The organism is Micromonospora sp. NPDC049139, assembly GCF_055586845.1.
The window spans coordinates 13,420-29,893 of record NZ_JBVJHK010000038.1; the positions used below are offsets into that span (position 1 = coordinate 13,420).

The 16,474-nt window shown below is 71.9% G+C and carries 15 protein-coding genes and 1 pseudogene; 9 read left to right on the forward strand and 7 right to left on the reverse strand.

Annotated features, from left to right (window positions below; genetic code table 11):
- The 3 genes from ACZ6Q9_RS33045 to ACZ6Q9_RS33055 are packed head-to-tail and all read right to left on the reverse strand — an operon-like array spanning window position 1 to window position 3,504.
- On the reverse strand, window positions 1-918 hold the full coding sequence (locus ACZ6Q9_RS33045; protein WP_393455588.1) for an ABC transporter permease: 918 nt from the start codon (window positions 916-918) through the stop codon (window positions 1-3).
- Window positions 915-2,003, reverse strand: coding sequence for an ABC transporter permease (locus ACZ6Q9_RS33050; protein ID WP_357462287.1), 1,089 nt, complete (start codon window positions 2,001-2,003; stop codon window positions 915-917). The genes ACZ6Q9_RS33045 and ACZ6Q9_RS33050 overlap by 4 nt, the downstream gene beginning before the upstream one ends.
- Before the next feature lie 7 nt (window positions 2,004-2,010).
- Window positions 2,011-3,504, reverse strand: coding sequence for an ABC transporter substrate-binding protein (locus ACZ6Q9_RS33055; RefSeq protein WP_396831207.1), 1,494 nt, complete (start codon window positions 3,502-3,504; stop codon window positions 2,011-2,013).
- Between the two features lie 413 nt (window positions 3,505-3,917).
- On the opposite strand from ACZ6Q9_RS33055, the gene ACZ6Q9_RS33060 reads away from it, so the two are divergent.
- From ACZ6Q9_RS33060 to ACZ6Q9_RS33080, 5 genes are all read left to right on the forward strand, one after another.
- Window positions 3,918-4,454 carry a helix-turn-helix domain-containing protein gene (locus ACZ6Q9_RS33060; protein ID WP_357462292.1) on the forward strand — a complete coding sequence of 179 codons (537 nt, stop codon included), beginning with the start codon at window positions 3,918-3,920 and terminating at the stop codon, window positions 4,452-4,454.
- Window positions 4,455-4,527: 73 nt separating this feature from the next.
- Entirely contained in the window at window positions 4,528-5,448 is a 921-nt protein-coding gene (locus ACZ6Q9_RS33065) for a dihydrodipicolinate synthase family protein (RefSeq protein WP_396831209.1), read from the forward strand.
- On the forward strand, window positions 5,445-6,632 hold the full coding sequence (locus ACZ6Q9_RS33070; protein ID WP_393455583.1) for an NAD(P)/FAD-dependent oxidoreductase: 1,188 nt from the start codon (window positions 5,445-5,447) through the stop codon (window positions 6,630-6,632). Before ACZ6Q9_RS33065 ends, ACZ6Q9_RS33070 begins: the two co-directional genes overlap by 4 nt.
- A 43-nt stretch (window positions 6,633-6,675) precedes the next feature.
- A complete protein-coding gene (locus ACZ6Q9_RS33075; protein ID WP_350710265.1) occupies window positions 6,676-6,936 on the forward strand; it encodes a (2Fe-2S)-binding protein in 261 nt (86 codons plus the stop codon).
- Window positions 6,933-8,399 (forward strand): FAD/NAD(P)-dependent oxidoreductase, encoded by a 1,467-nt coding sequence (locus ACZ6Q9_RS33080; RefSeq protein ID WP_393455579.1) that lies wholly within the window; start codon window positions 6,933-6,935, stop codon window positions 8,397-8,399. Before ACZ6Q9_RS33075 ends, ACZ6Q9_RS33080 begins: the two co-directional genes overlap by 4 nt.
- 116 nt (window positions 8,400-8,515) lie before the next feature.
- Here ACZ6Q9_RS33080 and ACZ6Q9_RS33085 read toward each other — a convergent pair whose 3' ends face one another.
- Window positions 8,516-8,815, reverse strand: a complete 300-nt coding sequence (locus ACZ6Q9_RS33085; RefSeq protein WP_396831212.1) for a hypothetical protein — start codon at window positions 8,813-8,815, stop codon at window positions 8,516-8,518.
- A 140-nt stretch (window positions 8,816-8,955) separates the two neighbouring features.
- Between ACZ6Q9_RS33085 and ACZ6Q9_RS33090 the strand changes: the two are divergent.
- Window positions 8,956-9,195, forward strand: a pseudogene (locus ACZ6Q9_RS33090) (ATP-binding cassette domain-containing protein); the annotation flags it as partial.
- Between the two features lie 38 nt (window positions 9,196-9,233).
- Here ACZ6Q9_RS33090 and ACZ6Q9_RS33095 read toward each other — a convergent pair.
- Both ACZ6Q9_RS33095 and ACZ6Q9_RS33100 read right to left on the reverse strand, forming a co-directional pair.
- Complete coding sequence (locus ACZ6Q9_RS33095) at window positions 9,234-9,896, reverse strand: response regulator (protein WP_396831214.1); 663 nt, start codon at window positions 9,894-9,896, stop codon at window positions 9,234-9,236.
- Window positions 9,897-9,973: 77 nt separating this feature from the next.
- Entirely contained in the window at window positions 9,974-11,104 is a 1,131-nt protein-coding gene (locus ACZ6Q9_RS33100; protein ID WP_396831216.1) for a sensor histidine kinase, read from the reverse strand.
- A 143-nt stretch (window positions 11,105-11,247) separates the two neighbouring features.
- Here ACZ6Q9_RS33100 and ACZ6Q9_RS33105 point away from each other — a divergent pair, with 143 nt between their 5' ends.
- Genes ACZ6Q9_RS33105 through ACZ6Q9_RS33115 form a run of 3 tightly spaced genes read left to right on the forward strand, consistent with a single transcriptional unit; the run spans window position 11,248 to window position 14,435 of the window.
- A complete protein-coding gene (locus ACZ6Q9_RS33105) occupies window positions 11,248-12,237 on the forward strand; it encodes a carboxymuconolactone decarboxylase family protein (protein WP_396831218.1) in 990 nt (329 codons plus the stop codon).
- 9 nt (window positions 12,238-12,246) lie between these two features.
- Window positions 12,247-12,699: a DUF6220 domain-containing protein gene (locus ACZ6Q9_RS33110; RefSeq protein WP_393455558.1), complete on the forward strand. Its 453-nt coding sequence runs from the start codon at window positions 12,247-12,249 to the stop codon at window positions 12,697-12,699.
- Window positions 12,696-14,435 (forward strand): multicopper oxidase family protein, encoded by a 1,740-nt coding sequence (locus tag ACZ6Q9_RS33115; RefSeq protein WP_396831220.1) that lies wholly within the window; start codon window positions 12,696-12,698, stop codon window positions 14,433-14,435. Before ACZ6Q9_RS33110 ends, ACZ6Q9_RS33115 begins: the two co-directional genes overlap by 4 nt.
- A gap of 744 nt (window positions 14,436-15,179) precedes the next feature.
- On the opposite strand, the gene ACZ6Q9_RS33120 is transcribed toward ACZ6Q9_RS33115, so the two are convergent.
- Window positions 15,180-15,998, reverse strand: a complete 819-nt coding sequence (locus tag ACZ6Q9_RS33120; protein ID WP_396831222.1) for an alpha/beta hydrolase — start codon at window positions 15,996-15,998, stop codon at window positions 15,180-15,182.
- Window positions 15,999-16,474: the final 476 nt, after the last annotated feature.

The window sequence follows — 16,474 nt, forward strand, 5'->3', positions numbered from 1 at the left end:
TCAACGTCCCTTCGCGTAGCGGGGGTCGATCCGGTCGCGCAGCGCGTCGCCGAGCACGTTGAAGGCCATCACCACGGTGAGGATGGCCAGGCCGGGGAAGACGCTGACCCACCACATGGAGAGGTCCTGCGAGCCGAGCGCCACCATCGAGCCCCACTCGGCGGCCGGCGGGCGGGGGCCGAGGCCGAGGAAGGACAGCGCGGACAGCAGCAGCACGGCGTTGCCGAGCTCCAGGGTGGCCAGCACGATCGCCGGACCCACGCTGTTGGGCAGGACGTCGCGGCGCAGCGCGCGCAGCGGTCCGACGCCGAGCAGCCGGGCGGCGCTGAGGTAGTCCTCGCCGCGCATGGTCAGCACGGCGCTGCGGATGACCCGGGCGTAGACCGGCCAGGAGACGATGACCAGCGCGAGGACGGCGTTGCGGGTGCTGGGCCCGAACGCGGCGGTCACCGCCATCGCCAGGATGATCTGCGGGAACGCGAAGACCAGGTCCGTCAGGCGCATCAGCGCCTCGTCGACGAACCGTCCCACGTAGCCGGCGACCAGGCCGAGCAGACCGCCGATCAGCAGGGCGAGCGAGACGATGGCGAGCGCGAGCGGGATCGACAGGCGGGAGCCGTGGATCACCCGGCTGAACACGTCCCGGCCGAGGGCGTCGGTGCCGAACCAGTGCGTTCCCGACGGCGGGGCATACGCGTCCGGGCTCTGTGCCAACGGGTCGTACGGCGCGACGACCGGGGCGAACAGCGCCATCAGCAGCCACCCGCCGAGGATGACCAGGGCCGCCACGGCGATCGGCTGCCGCCAGATAGGCCGCCCGGTGGAGCGACCGCGTAGCCGGCCCAGGAACCGGCGCCGAGCCAGCGCGTCGGTCGCCTTCGGGTCGGGCGCTATGGGGTCGGGCGCGAGTGTGGTCATGACAGCCGGATCCTCGGGTCGATGAGCCCGTACAGCAGGTCGACGGCGAGGTTGACCAGCGTGTAGACCAGCGCTACGAACAGGCTGACGCCGAGGATCGCGGGCAGGTCCAGCGCCGTCGCGCTGCGGTACGCGTACTGGCCGAGGCCCGGCCAGCCGAAGATGTTCTCCACCAGCACCGTGCCGGAGAGCAGCGAGGCGAAGGCCAGACCGGAGACGGTGATCACCGGGACCAGCCCGGCCCGCAACAGGTGCCGGCGGAACACCACCCGGGCGGGCAGGCCCTTGGCGTACGCGGCCCGGATGTAGTCCTGCTGGAGCACCTCCAGCATGGACGAGCGGACGAACCGGACCAGCATCGCCACGGTCAGGCTGGTCAGCACGAGCACCGGCAGGACCAGGTGCTGGGCGGCGTCCCAGGCGACGTCCCACTGACCGGCGAGGGCGGCGTCGACGGTGTACATCCCGGTCACCGTCGGCGGCGGGCTGAAGTCGGTGGAGAGCCGGCCGCCGCTGGGCGCCAGGCCGAGCTGGTAGAAGAACACGTAGAGCACGACGAGCGACAGCCAGAACGGCGGGGTGGACAGGCCGAGCAGCGCGCCGACGCGGATCAGCTGGTCGGTGATCCGGCCGTTGCGGACGGCGGCGAGCATGCCGATCCCGGTGCCGATCAGCAGCGCCAGCACCATGGTGGGGATGGCCAGTTCCATGGTCGCCGGCACGTACTGCAACAGGTCGTCGGTCACGGTGCGGCCGGTCTGCTGGGAGATGCCGAGGTCGCCCGTCAGCAGGTTGCCCAGGTACTGGAGGTACTGCACGTACAGCGGCTGGTCCAGGCCCCACTTCTCGCGGAACGCGGCCACCGTCGCGGGGTCGTTGAGCGCCTGGTCGGAGAGGTTGGCCGTGACCGGGTCGCCGGGCACCACGGTGACCAGGCCGAACGTCACGATCGTGACGCCCAGCAGCAGGCCTGCCGTGATCGCCACCCGCTTGGCCAGGAACACCAGCAGCGACCGGTGCGGCCGAGGCCGGGACGCGGTCGTGGTGACCGCGCCCGGCTCGGCGTCGTCGACTGTCGTCGTCATGAGATGGTTACTCCCGGCCGACGGCGGCCAGGTCGACCTGCCAGCCCGCGGCGGTGTAGTCGGTGCCGGTCAGGTCGCTGCTCGCCACGACGGTGGAGGAGTTGTTGGCCAGGACGACGTACGGCGAGGCGGCGTTCATCGCCCGCTGCCACTCCTGCATGGCGGTGGCCCGGGCGGCCAGGTCGAGGGTCTCGGTGACCTTCTTGCCGGCGGCCACGACGGCCGGGTCGGCCCGCTCCACCGTCCAGCCCGAGCGCAGCGCGGTGGCCTGGCCGGGGGACATGTTGTTGATCAGCGAGTCGGCGACCGGGTAGTTGAGGCTCTGCGGGGTGAACCCGAGCGCCATCTTGCCCGTACGCATCTCGTCGAGGAACGTGGTCAGCGGCTGCGGGGTCAGCTCCAGCTTGATGCCGGCCTCGGCGGCGTCGCCCTGCACCTTGGTCGCCACCGTGCCCAGGTCGACGCCCTTGTACGTGATGGCCGGGTAGTTGAACTTGACGGTGGGGTTGGTCAGCCCCGCCTCGGCGAGCAACGCCTTGGCCTTCGCCACGTCACGCTTCGACTCCTCGCCGGCGGGCAGCGCGCCCGGGTAGGCCGGGGCCACCAGCCCGGCGCCGGGGGCGGCGCCCTTGCCGTACAGCCCGGCGATGCCCTGGTAGTCGATGGAGGCCCGCAGCGCCTGGTTGAACTTCGCGTTCGAGGTGACCCCGGAGACGGCCGGGTCGGCGTTGAGGAAGAGGAAGTAGACGGTGTCCTGCATGGCGGAGGTCTTCAGCGTGTCCGGCAGCCCCTCCAGCAGCTTGCCGGAGATGTCCAGCGCGATCTCGGAGCCGCCGGCCCGCTGCATGGTCAGCTTCTGGGTCTGCACGTCCATGTTGCGCAGCACGACCCGGCCGAACTCTGGCTTGGTGCCCCAGTAGTTGGGGTTGGCCTCCAGCACCACCTGCGCCGACGGGTCGTACGACTTCAGCACGTACGGGCCGCTGCCGATGGAGTTCTTGTCCAGGTACTGCTGGGCGGTGTCGGTCTTCGCGGCGTCCGCGGCGTCCGTCGCGCCGTTCTCCTTGGCGACCTTGGAGTTGACCACGCCGGTCGAGGGCATCGCGAGGACCACGGGGATGTTCGGGTCGGCGGTCGCCGAGGTGACCACCACGGTCCGCTCGTCGGTCTTGGCGACCGTGAGGCCGCTGACCATGACCGCTGGGCTGGCCTTGACGTTCTTCAGCCGGTTGAGGGAGAAGACCACGTCGTCGGCGGTCAGCGGGCTGCCGTCGGAGAACTTCACCCCCTCGCGGAGCTTGAAGGTGAAGGTCTTCGCGTCGGCGGAGGCCTCGTACGACTCGGCCAGCGCCGGGACGGGCTTGCTGACGTCCGAGCCCTTGAAGGTCAGCAGGGTGTCGTAGAGGGAGTGCACGGCGGTGAGGCCGGTCGCCTCGTAGATCCGGCCGGGGTCGAGCGTCTTGAGGACGAACGAGGTGTTGACGGTGAGGGTCTTGGCCAAACCACCGTTACCGTTTCCTCCGCTGCCGCCCGCGCTGCACGCGGTGCTGGAGGCTGTGACCAGCGCCGCCAGAGCGATTGCTCCGACGCGGAGCCGGCGAGGGGACACCGACATGCTGTTCCTACCTTCGTATGGGCCGGCCCGCGCGGGACGGGCTCTGGGGTTGTCGCGCCGACGTCGCCGGTGACGCCGAGGTCGGGGGCCGGTGCCAACCGATGGCGGCTCGCGGGGCTTCGCCCGTAGACCGTCATGAGGTTGGATGTATCCGGACGGGACTCCTGTCCGGTTCGCGCCCCGACGTCGCTTGTCTAGTTACGCCAAACACGTTCGCCTTGTGTTTGACCATGCTAGACAGAGGCGTATAGTTGCGTCAAACATTTCTAGCCACACTGTTTTGGAACGAGGAAAGACGCATGCTCGGTGACCAGCTCCGCGACCTGCGCCAGCAGCACTCCCTCACGCTGCGCCAGCTCGCGGCCGCGGCCGACGTCTCGCCCGCCCTGCTCAGCCAGATCGAGAACGGCGCCACAGACCCCAGCCTGGCCACCCTGCGTAAGCTCGCCAAGGTCTTCGACACCTCCATCGCGGCGCTGTTCTCCGAGCCGGACGCGCCGCTGGTGCACATCAGCCGGCCCGGCTCGCGGACCCGGCTCGCCGCTCCCCCCGGGCAGATCGCCTACGACCGGCTCACCCCGGGGCGGGGCGACCTGGAGGTGCTCGAAGCCGAGCTGGCGCCCGGCGACTCCAGCTCCGGCGAGCCGTGGGCGCACCCCTCGACCGAGTGCGCGATCGCCGTCACCGGCGAGGTCGTCGCCGAGATCGGTGGCGAGAAGTACGTGCTGAGTACCGGCGAGGCGATCACCTTCGACTCCCGGCTGCCCCACCTCTACCGCAACGCCAGCGACCAGCGGGCCCGGCTCATCATCGCGGTCACCCCGCCCACCCCCTGACCCACCCGGCACGTCACCCGGCCCGCGTCGCGCACGCGGGCGGTACGACGCCGCCCGTCGAAAGGACCCCGCAGTGGACCGCGACAGCGTCGACTGGTTCGGCTACCTGCCGGCCGTCACCACCCCGTTCACCGCCACCGGCGAGCTGGACCTCGCCGCCTGGCGCGTCCAACTGGACTGGCTCGCCGCCGAGCGGCTGCACGGGATCATCGTCGGGGGCACCACGGGCGAGTGGTTCAGCCTCACCGAACAGGAACGCGCCGCGCTGTTCCGGACGGCCGCCGAACGGGTCGGCGACCGCCTCACGGTGCTCGGCGGCTGCAACGCGTACACGCCGGCGGAGGCGATCCGGCACGCCGAGGCTGCCCGGGACGCCGGCCTGCACGGCATCCTGCTCACCCCGCCGCCGTACGTGGTGCCCACCCGGTCGGAGATCGTGGCCTTCTACCGGACCGTCGCCGAGGCGGTCGACCTGCCGCTCTGCGTCTACAACTGGCCCCGTGGCACCGGCGTCGACCTGGACGCCGACCTGCTGTCGGAGCTGAGCGGGCTGGACACCGTGGTGGCGGTCAAGAACTCCACCCCGGATTTCGGCGGATTCGTCCGTAGCCTCGTCGCCCTGCGCCACCGCGTGCGCTACTTCGGCATCCCCACCAACGAGGTCGGCATCGAGCTGATGACCACGATCGGTGGTGACGGGCTGATGGGAGCCGGCGCCGTGCTCGGCGCCGACCACCCCGACTTCTTCCGCGCCCTGCGCGCCGGGGACCTCGACCGGGCCCGGGTCCTCGGCGCCCGCGACCGGGTGATCATGGAGGACTGGTTCGGGCCGGACTACGGCGCCCGGTTCGGCAACGCGCAGGCGATCATGAAGTACGCGCTCACCCTGCGCGGCGTACCGGCCGGTCACGTCCGCGCGCCGCTGCTCCCGCTGACCCCCGCCGAACAGGACCGCGTCCGGGCCACCATGACCCAGCTCGACCTGCTCCCATGACTTCGTACGACACGGCGGTCATCGGCGGCGGTCTGCTCGGCTGCGCGACCGCCTGGCACCTGGCCCGCGCCGGCAACCGGGTCCTGCTCGTCGAGAAGGACCAGGTCAACCGGCACGCCTCCGGGCAGAACGCGGGCAGCCTGCACTTCCAGCTGGAGTTCCGGATGGTCGAGCACGGCGACGACGGGGCCCGCGCGGCGGCCCGCGCGCTCCCGCTGCACCTGGACGCCATGCGGGCCTGGGCCACCGTCGAGGACGAGCTCGGTGAGCGATGCGGGGTGTCCCGCACCGGCGGGCTGATGCTCGCCGAGACCCCGGCGGAGATCGCCGTGCTGGACCGGAAGGCCGCTCTGGAACGCGAGTACGGCCTCGACGTCGCCGTGCTCTCCGGCCCGGAGCTGCGCCGGTTCGCGCCGTACCTGGCGGACACCGTGCTCGCCGCCGGTCACGTGCCCGGCGAGGGCAAGGCCAACCCCCGGCTGGTCACCCCGGCGCTGGCCCGGGCCGCCGGCCGGTACGGCGCCGTGCTGCGCACCGGCTGCCGGGTCACCGGGCTGCACCGGCGCGGCCGGCACTGGGAACTGCGCACCGGGACCGGGCCCGGGGACACCGCCGGGGAGACCCACCTGACCGACACGGTGGTGCTCGCCGGCGGGGTCTGGACCGCCGAGCTGGCCTCGATGGCCGACGTCCGGCTGCCGGTCTTCCCGGTCGGGCTGACGATGAGCGCCACCGCCCGCAGCCGGCCGTTCCTGCCGCACCTGATCCAGCACGTCGGCCGGCGGCTGTCGATGAAGCAGACCGAGGACGGCAACGTGCTGATCGGTGGCGGATGGCCGGCCAAGCTGGTCAGCCGGGCTGGACAGGTCGACCTGGAGACCAACCCGGAGTTGCGGTACGAGTCGCTGGTCGGCAACGCCGACGCCGCCCGGGTAGTCCCGGCGGTGTTCGACCTGCCGGTGATCCGGACGTGGACGGGCATGACCACGCTCACCCCGGACCACCTGCCGTTGCTCGGCGCGATCCCGCGCCGGCCCGGACTGTTCGTCGCCACCGGCGGCTCGGCCTTCACCCTCGGCCTCACCTACGCCCGGCTCCTCGCCGGCATGGTCGTGACCGGCGAGACCGACCGGTCGATCGAGGACTACTCACCCTCCCGCTTCGGAGCGCTGAACTTTGTCTGAACACCGCCCGTCGAACCCTCCGGACACGCCGAGGCGCACCCCGATGGGCCGACCCGAGCCGGTCACCATCGAGGTGGACGGCCGGACCGTTCCCGCCCACCCGGGCGAGTCGCTGGCCACCGCGTTGCTCGCCGCCGGTGAGCGGTCCGTCGGCACCACGCGCGGCGGTGCCCGCCGGGCGCCCTACTGCAACATGGGGATCTGCTTCGAGTGCGTCGTGACGGTGAACGACGTGCCCTGCCAGCGTTCCTGCCTGATCCGGGTGCGGGCCGGCATGCGGGTCCGCACGGCGGTGCCCCGGTGAGCGCGCCCGACGTGGTGGTGGTCGGCGCCGGCCCAGCCGGGCTGGCCGCCGCCGCCACCCTCGGCCGGCACGGCGCCGCCGTCACCGTCGTCGACGAGCAGGAGCAGCCGGGCGGGCAGATCTACCGCCAACCGCCGGCCGGGTTCACCCCGCCGGCCGGATCGTCCTTCGCCGGTCGGGCGCTCCTGGCCGAGGCCACTGCCGCTCCCGGCGTCCGGTGGCTCGCCGACACCACGGTGTGGGGCGTCCTCGGCACCCGGGCCGGCCTCGACGGGTACGCCGGCGACCAGCCCCCGCCGGGCCGCTACCGGGTCGCCACGCACGGTCCGGCCGGGGTCCGCCTGCTCGAACCCCGGGCGGTGCTGCTCACCGCCGGCGCGTACGACCTGCCGGTGCCGTTTCCGGGCTGGACCCTGCCGGGAGTGCTCACGGCGGGCGGTGTACAGACGTTCGTCAAGGCACAGGGCCTGCTGCCGGGCGGCCGGTTCGTCCTGGCCGGGGGCCACCCGCTGCTGCTGGTCGTGGCCGCCCAACTGGTTCGGGCCGGCGCCCGGGTGGTCGAGGTCGCGCTGATCCAGCGCCGCCGCGACCTCCTGCCCGGACCGGCCGGGCTGGCCGCTGTGGCGGGCGCGGGAGGCAAGATCGCCGAGGGTGTCGACGCGCTGCGCGTCCTACACCGGGCGGGCGTGCCCGTCCGGTTCGGCACGGTGGTCCGCCGCGCCGCCGGCGACCCGGACCTGACCACGGTGACCCTCGCCGAGGTCGGCCCCACGGGGCTGCCGGTGCCCGGGACCGACCGGGACGTCCCCTGCGACGTGCTGGCGCTGGGGTACGGCTTCGTCCCCTCCGTCGAGCTGGCCCGGCAGGCCGGTTGCGCGGTGACCTGGAACTCCCCCGCAGGCGGCTGGGTGGTCCGGCACGACGAGTGGCTGCGGACCTCGGTGCCTCAGATCGCGGTGGCCGGCGAGCTGACCGGCGTCGCGGGTGCCGAGCAGGCGGAGGTCGAGGGCCGGCTCGCCGCCCTCGGCGTGCTGCGCGGCCTGGAGCTGCTCGACGAGCACCGGGCCGTCACGCTGGCCCGCCCGATCCGCCGGGAGCTGCGCCGCCGGCGACGCTTCGTCACGCAGGTGCTCGACCGGTTCGCGCCGGACCGGGCGGCCCTGGGCAGCCTGGTCACCGACGACACCGTGCTCTGCCGGTGCGAGGAGGTGCGGGCCGGCGACGTGCGCCGCGCGCTGCGGGCCAATCCGCACCTCGGCACCGCGAACGCCGTGAAGCTGGTGACCCGCGCCGGGATGGGCCTGTGCCAGGGGCGGTCCTGCCAGCCGGGCCTCTGCCAGCTCATCTCCACGCTGACCGGCCGGGGGCCGGAACAGGTCGGCGCGTTCACCGCTCAGGCGCCGGTCAAGCCCGTCCCGCTGCGCGCCCTCGCGGTCGGCGACGAATTACAGTCCCACAAGTAGTTGGCATCGACCGAGGCCTCGTGATCGAGGTCTTCCGTCCGCCGGCGACGCAGATCGACGCTCGGCGTACATCCAGGGCTGCTGAAGAACGCGCCGATCCTGGGCACCGGGTACCACTACCGCAGTAGCGACGGGACAGTGCTGGTTCGAGTCACAGGACGGGTGAAGCCGACAGCCGCGAAAGAGATCGAGCAGGCGGTCGCCCTGCTGTCGGAATAGCCGAGGCCCAGTACCTGTCGGTAGTTGGCATGGGCGCGGATGCGCGGCTGGTTTTGATGGCGGTGGCAGGTGCTATCAATGCCGTCGTGACCGACGACGAGATCATCCAGCGGATCCGCGAGCAGACGCCGGCCGGCAAGCTGCCACCACCCGCACCACCTGAGGCCGTGGCTGAACTCGAAGCTGCGGTCGGGCATTCGATGCCTGCGCTGCTCAAGCGGATCTACCTCGAAGTCGCCGACGGCGGGTTCGGCCGCGGGGGTGAGGCCTTGTCCCTCACCGACACGACCTACAGCTTCAGCGACAGCGAGCGGCTGTTGGTGGAGTACTTGGGGCGCGCCGGCCGGTCGGCGAGCTGTCGGTCGGCCAGCGACGCCGGCTCGCCCTGGCCCTGTTGGTGGCCGACCCACCCGACCTGTTGCTGCTCGACGAGCCCACCAACCACCTCTCGCCCCGACTCTGCGACGAGCTGGAGGACGCCCTCGGTGGCAGCCCCGGCGCTGTCGTGGTCGCCAGCCACGACCGGTGGTTGCGCTCCAGGTGGCACGGACGCGAGATCCAACTCCGCGGCACCTGAACGTGTGCCCACCTTCCTGGCATGCCGCCGACCCACCGTCATCGGCGACGCGGCGTGATCAGCCCCGACTCGTACGCCCATACGACCAGCTGGGCACGGTCGCGGCAGTGCAGCTTCGTCATCGCCCGGTTGACGTGTGTCTTGGCGGTCAACGGACTGATCACCATGCGCTTGGCGATCTCGTCGTTGCTCAGCCCCCGGGCGACGAGCTCGACGATCTCCTGTTCGCGGGCGGTCAGCACGTCGCGTCCGACCGCCGGGTCAGCCGGCGGTGGGCTGGCGACGAACTCGCTGATGAGGGTACGCGTGACCGCCGGGGCGAGCAGCGCGTCGCCGCGAGCCACGACGGCGACGGCCTGCAGCAGGTCGGCGGGGTCGGCGTCCTTGAGGAGGAACCCGCTGGCGCCCGCGCGGAGCGCGGCGAAGACGTACGAGTCGAGCCCGTAGTTGGTGAGGATGAGGACGCGGACGGCGGCGAGGCCGGGATCGGCGGCGATACGCCGGGTGGCTTCGATGCCGTCGAGTCCCGGCATCTGCACGTCCATCAGGATGACGTCTGGCCGCAGGCGTCGCGACAACTGGACGGCCGAAGCGCCGTCGGCGGCCTCGCCGACGACCTCCAGGTCGTCCTCGGCGTCGAGCAGTGCCCGGAATCCGGCCCGCATCAGCGCCTGGTCGTCGGCGAGCAGGACACGGATCATGCCGGCTCCTCCCTCCGGTCGGGAGCCGCCACGATCCGTGGCGGGCTGCACTGGTTGGACCTCGCGCAAGCGCTCGGTCATGCCGGACCGTCCAGCGGGAACGTGGCCCGTACCGCGAACCCGCCGCCGTCGCGGGCGGCGGTGTGCAGCGCGCCGTCCAGTCCGGCGACCCGTTCCCGCATGCCGCGCAGCCCCACCCCCGGTGTCACCGGCCGGACCGGCGACGCCCGGCCGTCGTCGTCCACCGAGACGGTCAGCTGTGTCGGGGTGTACTCGATGTGGATCTGGGCGGTGGCGGGGCCGGCGTGGCGGGCCACATTGGTCAGCGCCTCCTGGACCACGCGATACCCGGCCTGGTCGACCTCGACGGGCAGATCCCGCGGCTGACCGGTGACGGTCACCTGCACCGGTACGCCGGCCGCCCGGGTCCGTTCGGCGAGTTCGCCCACCCGGGCCAGTCCGACGCGGTCCCCGTCGGAGGGTGAGCGCAGCACGTCCAGCGTCGCCCGAAGTTCCCGCATCGCGGCGCCGCTGGCCTCCTGGATCGCCAGCAGCGCGGCTGACGGTTCCTCGTTGTGCTTGCGGGCCAGGTGCACGGCGATCCCGGCCTGCACCTTGATCACGGAGATGCTGTGGGTCAGCGAGTCGTGCAGGTCCCGGGCGATGCGCAGGCGCTCCTCCCCGGCGCGGCGCAACGCCATCTCCTCGCGGGTGCGTTCGGCCTCGATCGCCCGCTGCTCGACCTGTTCCAGGTAGGCCCGGCGCTGCCGCGCGACGAGTCCGGCGACGTTGGCCGCGAAGAACCAGCCCAACAGCAGGGCGGTCCGCTCGGTGATCTGCTGGCTGGGCCGGTCGGTGGGTGCGACCGAGACGTCGCGGGTCAGGAAGCCGCCGAGGAAGACGAGGCTGGCCAGGGCGGCGGCCGCCCGGTGGCCTCGCCAGGCGGCCAGGTAGACCGTGCCGAGGACGGGGAACGCGGCGGACACCCCGGCGTGCACCCGGACGTGGAGGGCCAGCATGGCGGCGGCCACCACGCTCAACGCCACCACCGGGTAGCGCCGGCACACCGCCAGGGCCGCCGCCATGACCAGGACCAGGACGACGTCGGTCGCCCACATCGGTGCGGCGTCCGGCGCGAGCGCGGCGTTGCCGAGCAGGAGGCCGCCGAGGGCGAGGCCGCTGACGGCGTACGGCAGATCGCGGCGCATGATCGAACTGTAGAGCGGCCGTCATCAGGGAGCATCCCCCACCCGCAGTAGATGAGGCGTACCGCGGACGCGGTATCGGCGGCCGGGCAAGTGTCTGCGGCGGCACGATGTCTTCCCGGCCCGCCGCGGCAAGCATCGAACCCATGACATACCGCTTCTTCACCCCCGCGAAAGCGTCGGCGGCGACCGGTCTCACCGCGGAGGTCTACCGGCAGCTGCGGGACGATTTCCTCGGGCCGGTGCCCACCTTCCAGGCGCTCTCGGCCGTGCCGGAGGTGCAGGCCGCGACGTGGGCGCTGATGCGCGAGGCCCTGCTCGCCGGGGACGCGTCCCGGGCCGACCGCGAGCTCGTCGCGTCGGCGGTGTCCCGGGCCAACCGCTGCCGGTTCTGCGTCGACGCCCACGTGCTGCTGCTGCACGCCCTGGGTGAGCACGAGCTGGCCGAGGTCATCGCCCGGGGCGGGACGCCACCGGAACCGAGGTACGTCGAGCTCGTCGGCTGGGCCGAGGCCAGCCGGAGCCCTCGGGCCACCGGCTGGACCAGCCCGTACCGCCCGGAGGTCACCGGCACCCTGCTCGCCTTCCAGTTCATCAACCGGATCGTCTCGGCGCTGCTCGACCCGGACCTGCTGCCCGGCGGACTGCAGCGCTCCCCGCTGGTGCGGTCGGTCGGGGGCCGGCTCTACGCCAGGGCGGCCCGGGAGCCGAAGGAGCCCGGCCGCAGCCTGCCGCTACTCGACGCCGGCACGACGACGCCACCGGCCTGGGCCGGGGACAGCCCGGTCGGCGTCGCGTACGCGTCGCTGAAGAACGCCGCCACGCGAGGCGGAGACCTCCTGGGCGACGTGGCGCGCCAGACCGTCACGGCCACCGTGCGGTGGGAGGACGGACGATACCCGGCCCGGCCCGCGGACTGGGCCGTCGACCTGGTCCGGGACGTGCCCGGCACGGACCGCATCGGGACGCGGATCGCGCTGCTGGCGGCGTTCGCGCCCAGCGCGATCAGCCCGGGCGACGTCGCCCTCTGGCGGCTCTCCCATCCGGACGACGCCGACCTCGTGCGGCTGGTCGCGTACGGCGCGATCACGGCCGCCGATCACGTCGCCCAGGCACTGTCCCCGGCTCACCGCTAGGAGCTCACCATGCGCAAGGCCTTCGTCATCGTCAGCGCTCTGTCGCTCGCCGCGTTCGCCCTGCAGTTCATCTTCGCCGCCGTGGGCGCGTTCACGAAACCCGCGGGCGACGACGCATTCGCGCTGCACAGCGTCACCGGAACGGCGGTCATCCCCGTTCTCACCCTGCTCACCATCCTGTTCGCCGTGCTGGCGAAGGCGCCGGGCCGGACCGTCGGACTGGCGGTCCTGCCGCTCGGCCTCGTCGTCCTGCAGGCGCTCATCGCCGCGCTCGCGAACGGGTCGACCGACGCCGCGGGCGTCAGCACCCCGTTCGGCCTGACCATCGCCGGCCTGCACGCGCTCAACGGCATCATCGCCGTGCACGTCGTGGTCAGCGTCCACCAGACGGCTCGAAAGCTGGCCAACCCGGCACCGGCCGGCGCCGCCCCGGTGGCCGTCCGGGAAGGGGAGCCCGCATGACCACCGGCTCGCTGCTCGCGGCCGACCTGGTGATCGCGGTCCTCGCGGCCGCCGGGTGGCTGGGCGGCGGCGCCGCGTCGGCCGCCCGGCGCCGGCCGCTCGCACTGGGACTGGCCGCCTTCGCGCTGCTCGCCACGCTCGCCCGGGCGATCACGATCACCGCGCTCGCCCGCGCCGGCTGGTGGTTCGCTGCGGAGAAGGTCCTCGTCGCCGCCCCACTGTCCCTCGCGGCGGTGGCCGTCGCCGGGCCCCGGCTGCTGCGGGCCCCGGGCGACATCCGCTCCGTCGCGGTCCCGCTTCTCTTCGCCGGGTACGCCGGAAGCGCCGGCCTGTTCGTGACGGTCCTGCACGGCTATCCGGCATCGGCGGGAGTCGGACTGCTGGCGGTCGCCGGGGTCGTCGCGGCGACCGCGATCACGTGGCGCGTCCTCGGCGCACGCCCGTCGCCGACGGTGTCCCGGGCGGCCCTCGCGGTGGCGGTCGCGGCGCTGGTGACCGGAACCGGGCTAGCCGTCACTCCGGACGCCGCTCCCGGTATGCCACATGATCATGGATACCGGGATGCGCGGACCGCCGGCGAACCGACCAGACGGTTCACCCTGACGGCCGGGACCGCCACGGTGAACGTGAGCGGCCGGGACGTCGAGGCGTGGGCGTTCAACGGGCAGGTTCCCGGGCCGGAGCTGACCGCCACCGTCGGCGACGTCCTGAAAGTGACGCTGCGCAACCGGGACATCGCGCGGGGGGTCACGCTGCACTGGCACGGGTACGACGTGCCGAACAGTCAGGACGGGGTGCCCGGGGTGACGCAGGCGGCGGTGCTGCCCGGACAGGAGTTCGTCTACCGGTTCCGCGCCGACCAGGTCGGGACGTACTGGTACCACACGCACGCGGTATCCGACATCGGCGTGCGGAAGGGGCTCTACGGCGTCCTGGTGGTGCGCCCGGCGCCGGTGACCGGCGTCGACATCACCGTGCCGGTGCACACCCTTTCTGGCCTTCCACTGCCGGCACCGAGAACGGAGCCGGTCGAGGCGGGGGTGCCCGTGCGGCTGCGGCTGATCAACACCGACAGCACGACACACCGATACGCCCTGGCCGGGACCCCGTTCCGGGTCGCCGCGATCGACGGATCTGACCTGCAGGGCCCGACGCCGCTCGTCGACGCCGCCGTGCTGATCCCGGCCGGGGGACGCTACGACCTGGTGTTCACCGCGCCCGCCACGCCGGTGGCGCTGTTCGTCGACGGACGCGAGGTCTACTCGACCGGACCGGTGTCGGCGGCGACCGGCGGGTGGCCGGTGCTGGATCCGCTCACCTACGGCGTCAGTTCTCCGGCGCCGTGGTCGCGAAACGACCGGAAGTTCACCCTCGTTCTCGACCGCGGCCTCGACCTGAACGGACTGCTACCGCGATACGCCCACACAGTCAACGGCGCGGCCGATCCGGACATCCCGTCTCAGGTTGTACGCCTCGGCGACATCGTCAAGTTCACGATCGTGAACCGGTCCCAGATCGTGCACCCGTGGCACCTGCACGGGCACCACGTCCTGGTGTTGAGCCGCAACGGAAGACCGGCGACCGGGAGCCCCTTGTGGCTGGACTCTTTCGACGTACGCCCCGGCGACGTCTGGGAGGTGGCGTTCCGGGCCGACAACCCCGGAATGTGGGCCAACCACTGCCACAACCTGGCACACGCCGACGCCGGGATGACGCTGCACCTGATGTACTCGTGATCCGGTTGCCGCGATCGTGCCGTCCCAGGCGGCACGATCGCGGCGCAGACCAGGGCCGACCCGACCGGTTCGGCAGGGTCAACGCCGGCTGGGCCCGCCGTCTCGACGAGACGCACCGGCGGAGCGCCCGGCTGCACACCGCCCACGCCGACCTGCTGCACGCTGACGGCTGACCGCCAGACCGGTCGACCGTCTTCCCCACCGCCGCGCAGGTGGTGTCCTGGGCCAAGTTCAGCCCCATCGACGCCCAGTCAGCCGGCCGCAAGAAGGCCAACTCCACCGGCAAGGGCAACCCCTGGCTGGCCGCTACCCTCGGCGAGGTAGTCGCCGGACTCTCCCGCACCAGCACCTTGCCTCGGCGAACGCTACCGTCGCCTGGCCCGCCGACGAGGCAAGAAACGGCAGTCGTCGCGGCCGGCAACTCAGTACTGACCATCGTCTGGCACCTGCTCACCGACCCCGATGCCCGCTACCAGGACCTGGGCCCCGGCTCCACGAGTCGAGGATCAGCAAGCAGCGCCGTCAACGTGATCTCATCCGTCAGCTCGAACAGCTCACCGGCCAGAAAGTCGATCTCCAGCCCCCACCGCAACCAGCCATCGCCTAACCAGAAGCCCTCAACCCGACCCGGCTCCACTGCGCTCCGCCGGGTGCTGCCGCCTGCCCGCTCACTCACCGATTTTCGAGTCAGCATCTGGCTGCTGACCCACCGTCGACGGGTCGAGCAGCGGTTGGTCAGCCCTGTCACACTCGCGTGTGGCTCGTCGCCCACTCGAGCGCGTAGTCGGCCACCTGCTCCCAGCCAGGCTCAACACCGGTGAAGTGTGAGCGGTCCGGAAACTCGTAGGTCTCAGTCGTCGCCTCGGAGTTGCGGTATTTCTTCGCGTTCGAGCGGATCACCGCGGGCGGCATCAGGTGGTCTTTGCCGCCAATGATGAACAACAGCGGAGCACGGTCGTCCAAGTCGTAGTCGACCCAGGTCTCCTGGTGGCCCGGCTTCCAGTTAGCTGTCAGGCCATAGGCCCAGACCCAGCTGCCGGGCGCCGGGATGTGGAGGCGGTCGTACGCCGCGTCGGATTCCTCCCGGCTGACCGTGTTAGCGAAGGCATAGTGGAACTGCTCCTTGGTGAAGCCCACCGCGCGGTGCCGGTTGGCCGGGTCCTTGAGGATTGGGAACAGGGACTTGATCTGGGCCGGCGGGTTCACCCGCACGCCCTCGGGTGGCGCCGAGTCGATCACCACCGCGGCGGCGCCCAACCCGCGGTTCACTAGGAGTTGAGTGAAGGTCCCCCCGAAGGAGTGGCCCATGATGATCGGCGGACGGTCCAGGCTCTCGACCACCTCGCTGAGATGGTCGAGCGTTGCGGGAACGGAGGCATCGGCGATGACCTCGGGCTTTTCCCGCAACGCCTCTACCTCGATCTCGAATCCCGGGTACGTCGGCACGAAGACCTCATGGCCCTTCGCCCGGTAGTGCTCCACCCAGCGGTCCCAGCTTCGGGCGGTCATCCAAAGCCCGTGGATCAGCACGATCGGCAGGGCATTGGTCGTCGGCTCGCTCATGATGCTCCTTCCGATGCGGGCTGCAGCAATCGCCGGAACCCCTCGGACAGCGGCAACCTCACGCCGCAGGGACGAAGTCGCGGCCCGCCGGCGCAAGCTCTGCACCGCCTCCGGGTCGCCGGTCGCTTCCGTGAAATCCTAGCCGTCCGCACACCGGCCGGAAGCGGAAGCGACGTGAACGCCGGACGCGTCGCCAGTTCGGCGCATCTGGTCATGGACGGTTACGCGCTGGTCCGGTCGGCTGCTGATCGTGTCACCCATCAGGTGAAGCCGCCGTGTCACCCATCAGCCGGAGTCGGACAACCGGCCGACGGCGATGCCTAGTCTGGTGACCGCCTCACCACCTAGCTGACCGGCGTTGCGACCAGGCCGCGTTTCAGGAGCGGGGTAGCCATGCGTTGATCGCCGCGGCGACCTTGTCGTACCGAGTGGCTACCCTGCGGTGACGTTTGAGCCTGTTGATTCCGCACTCCACC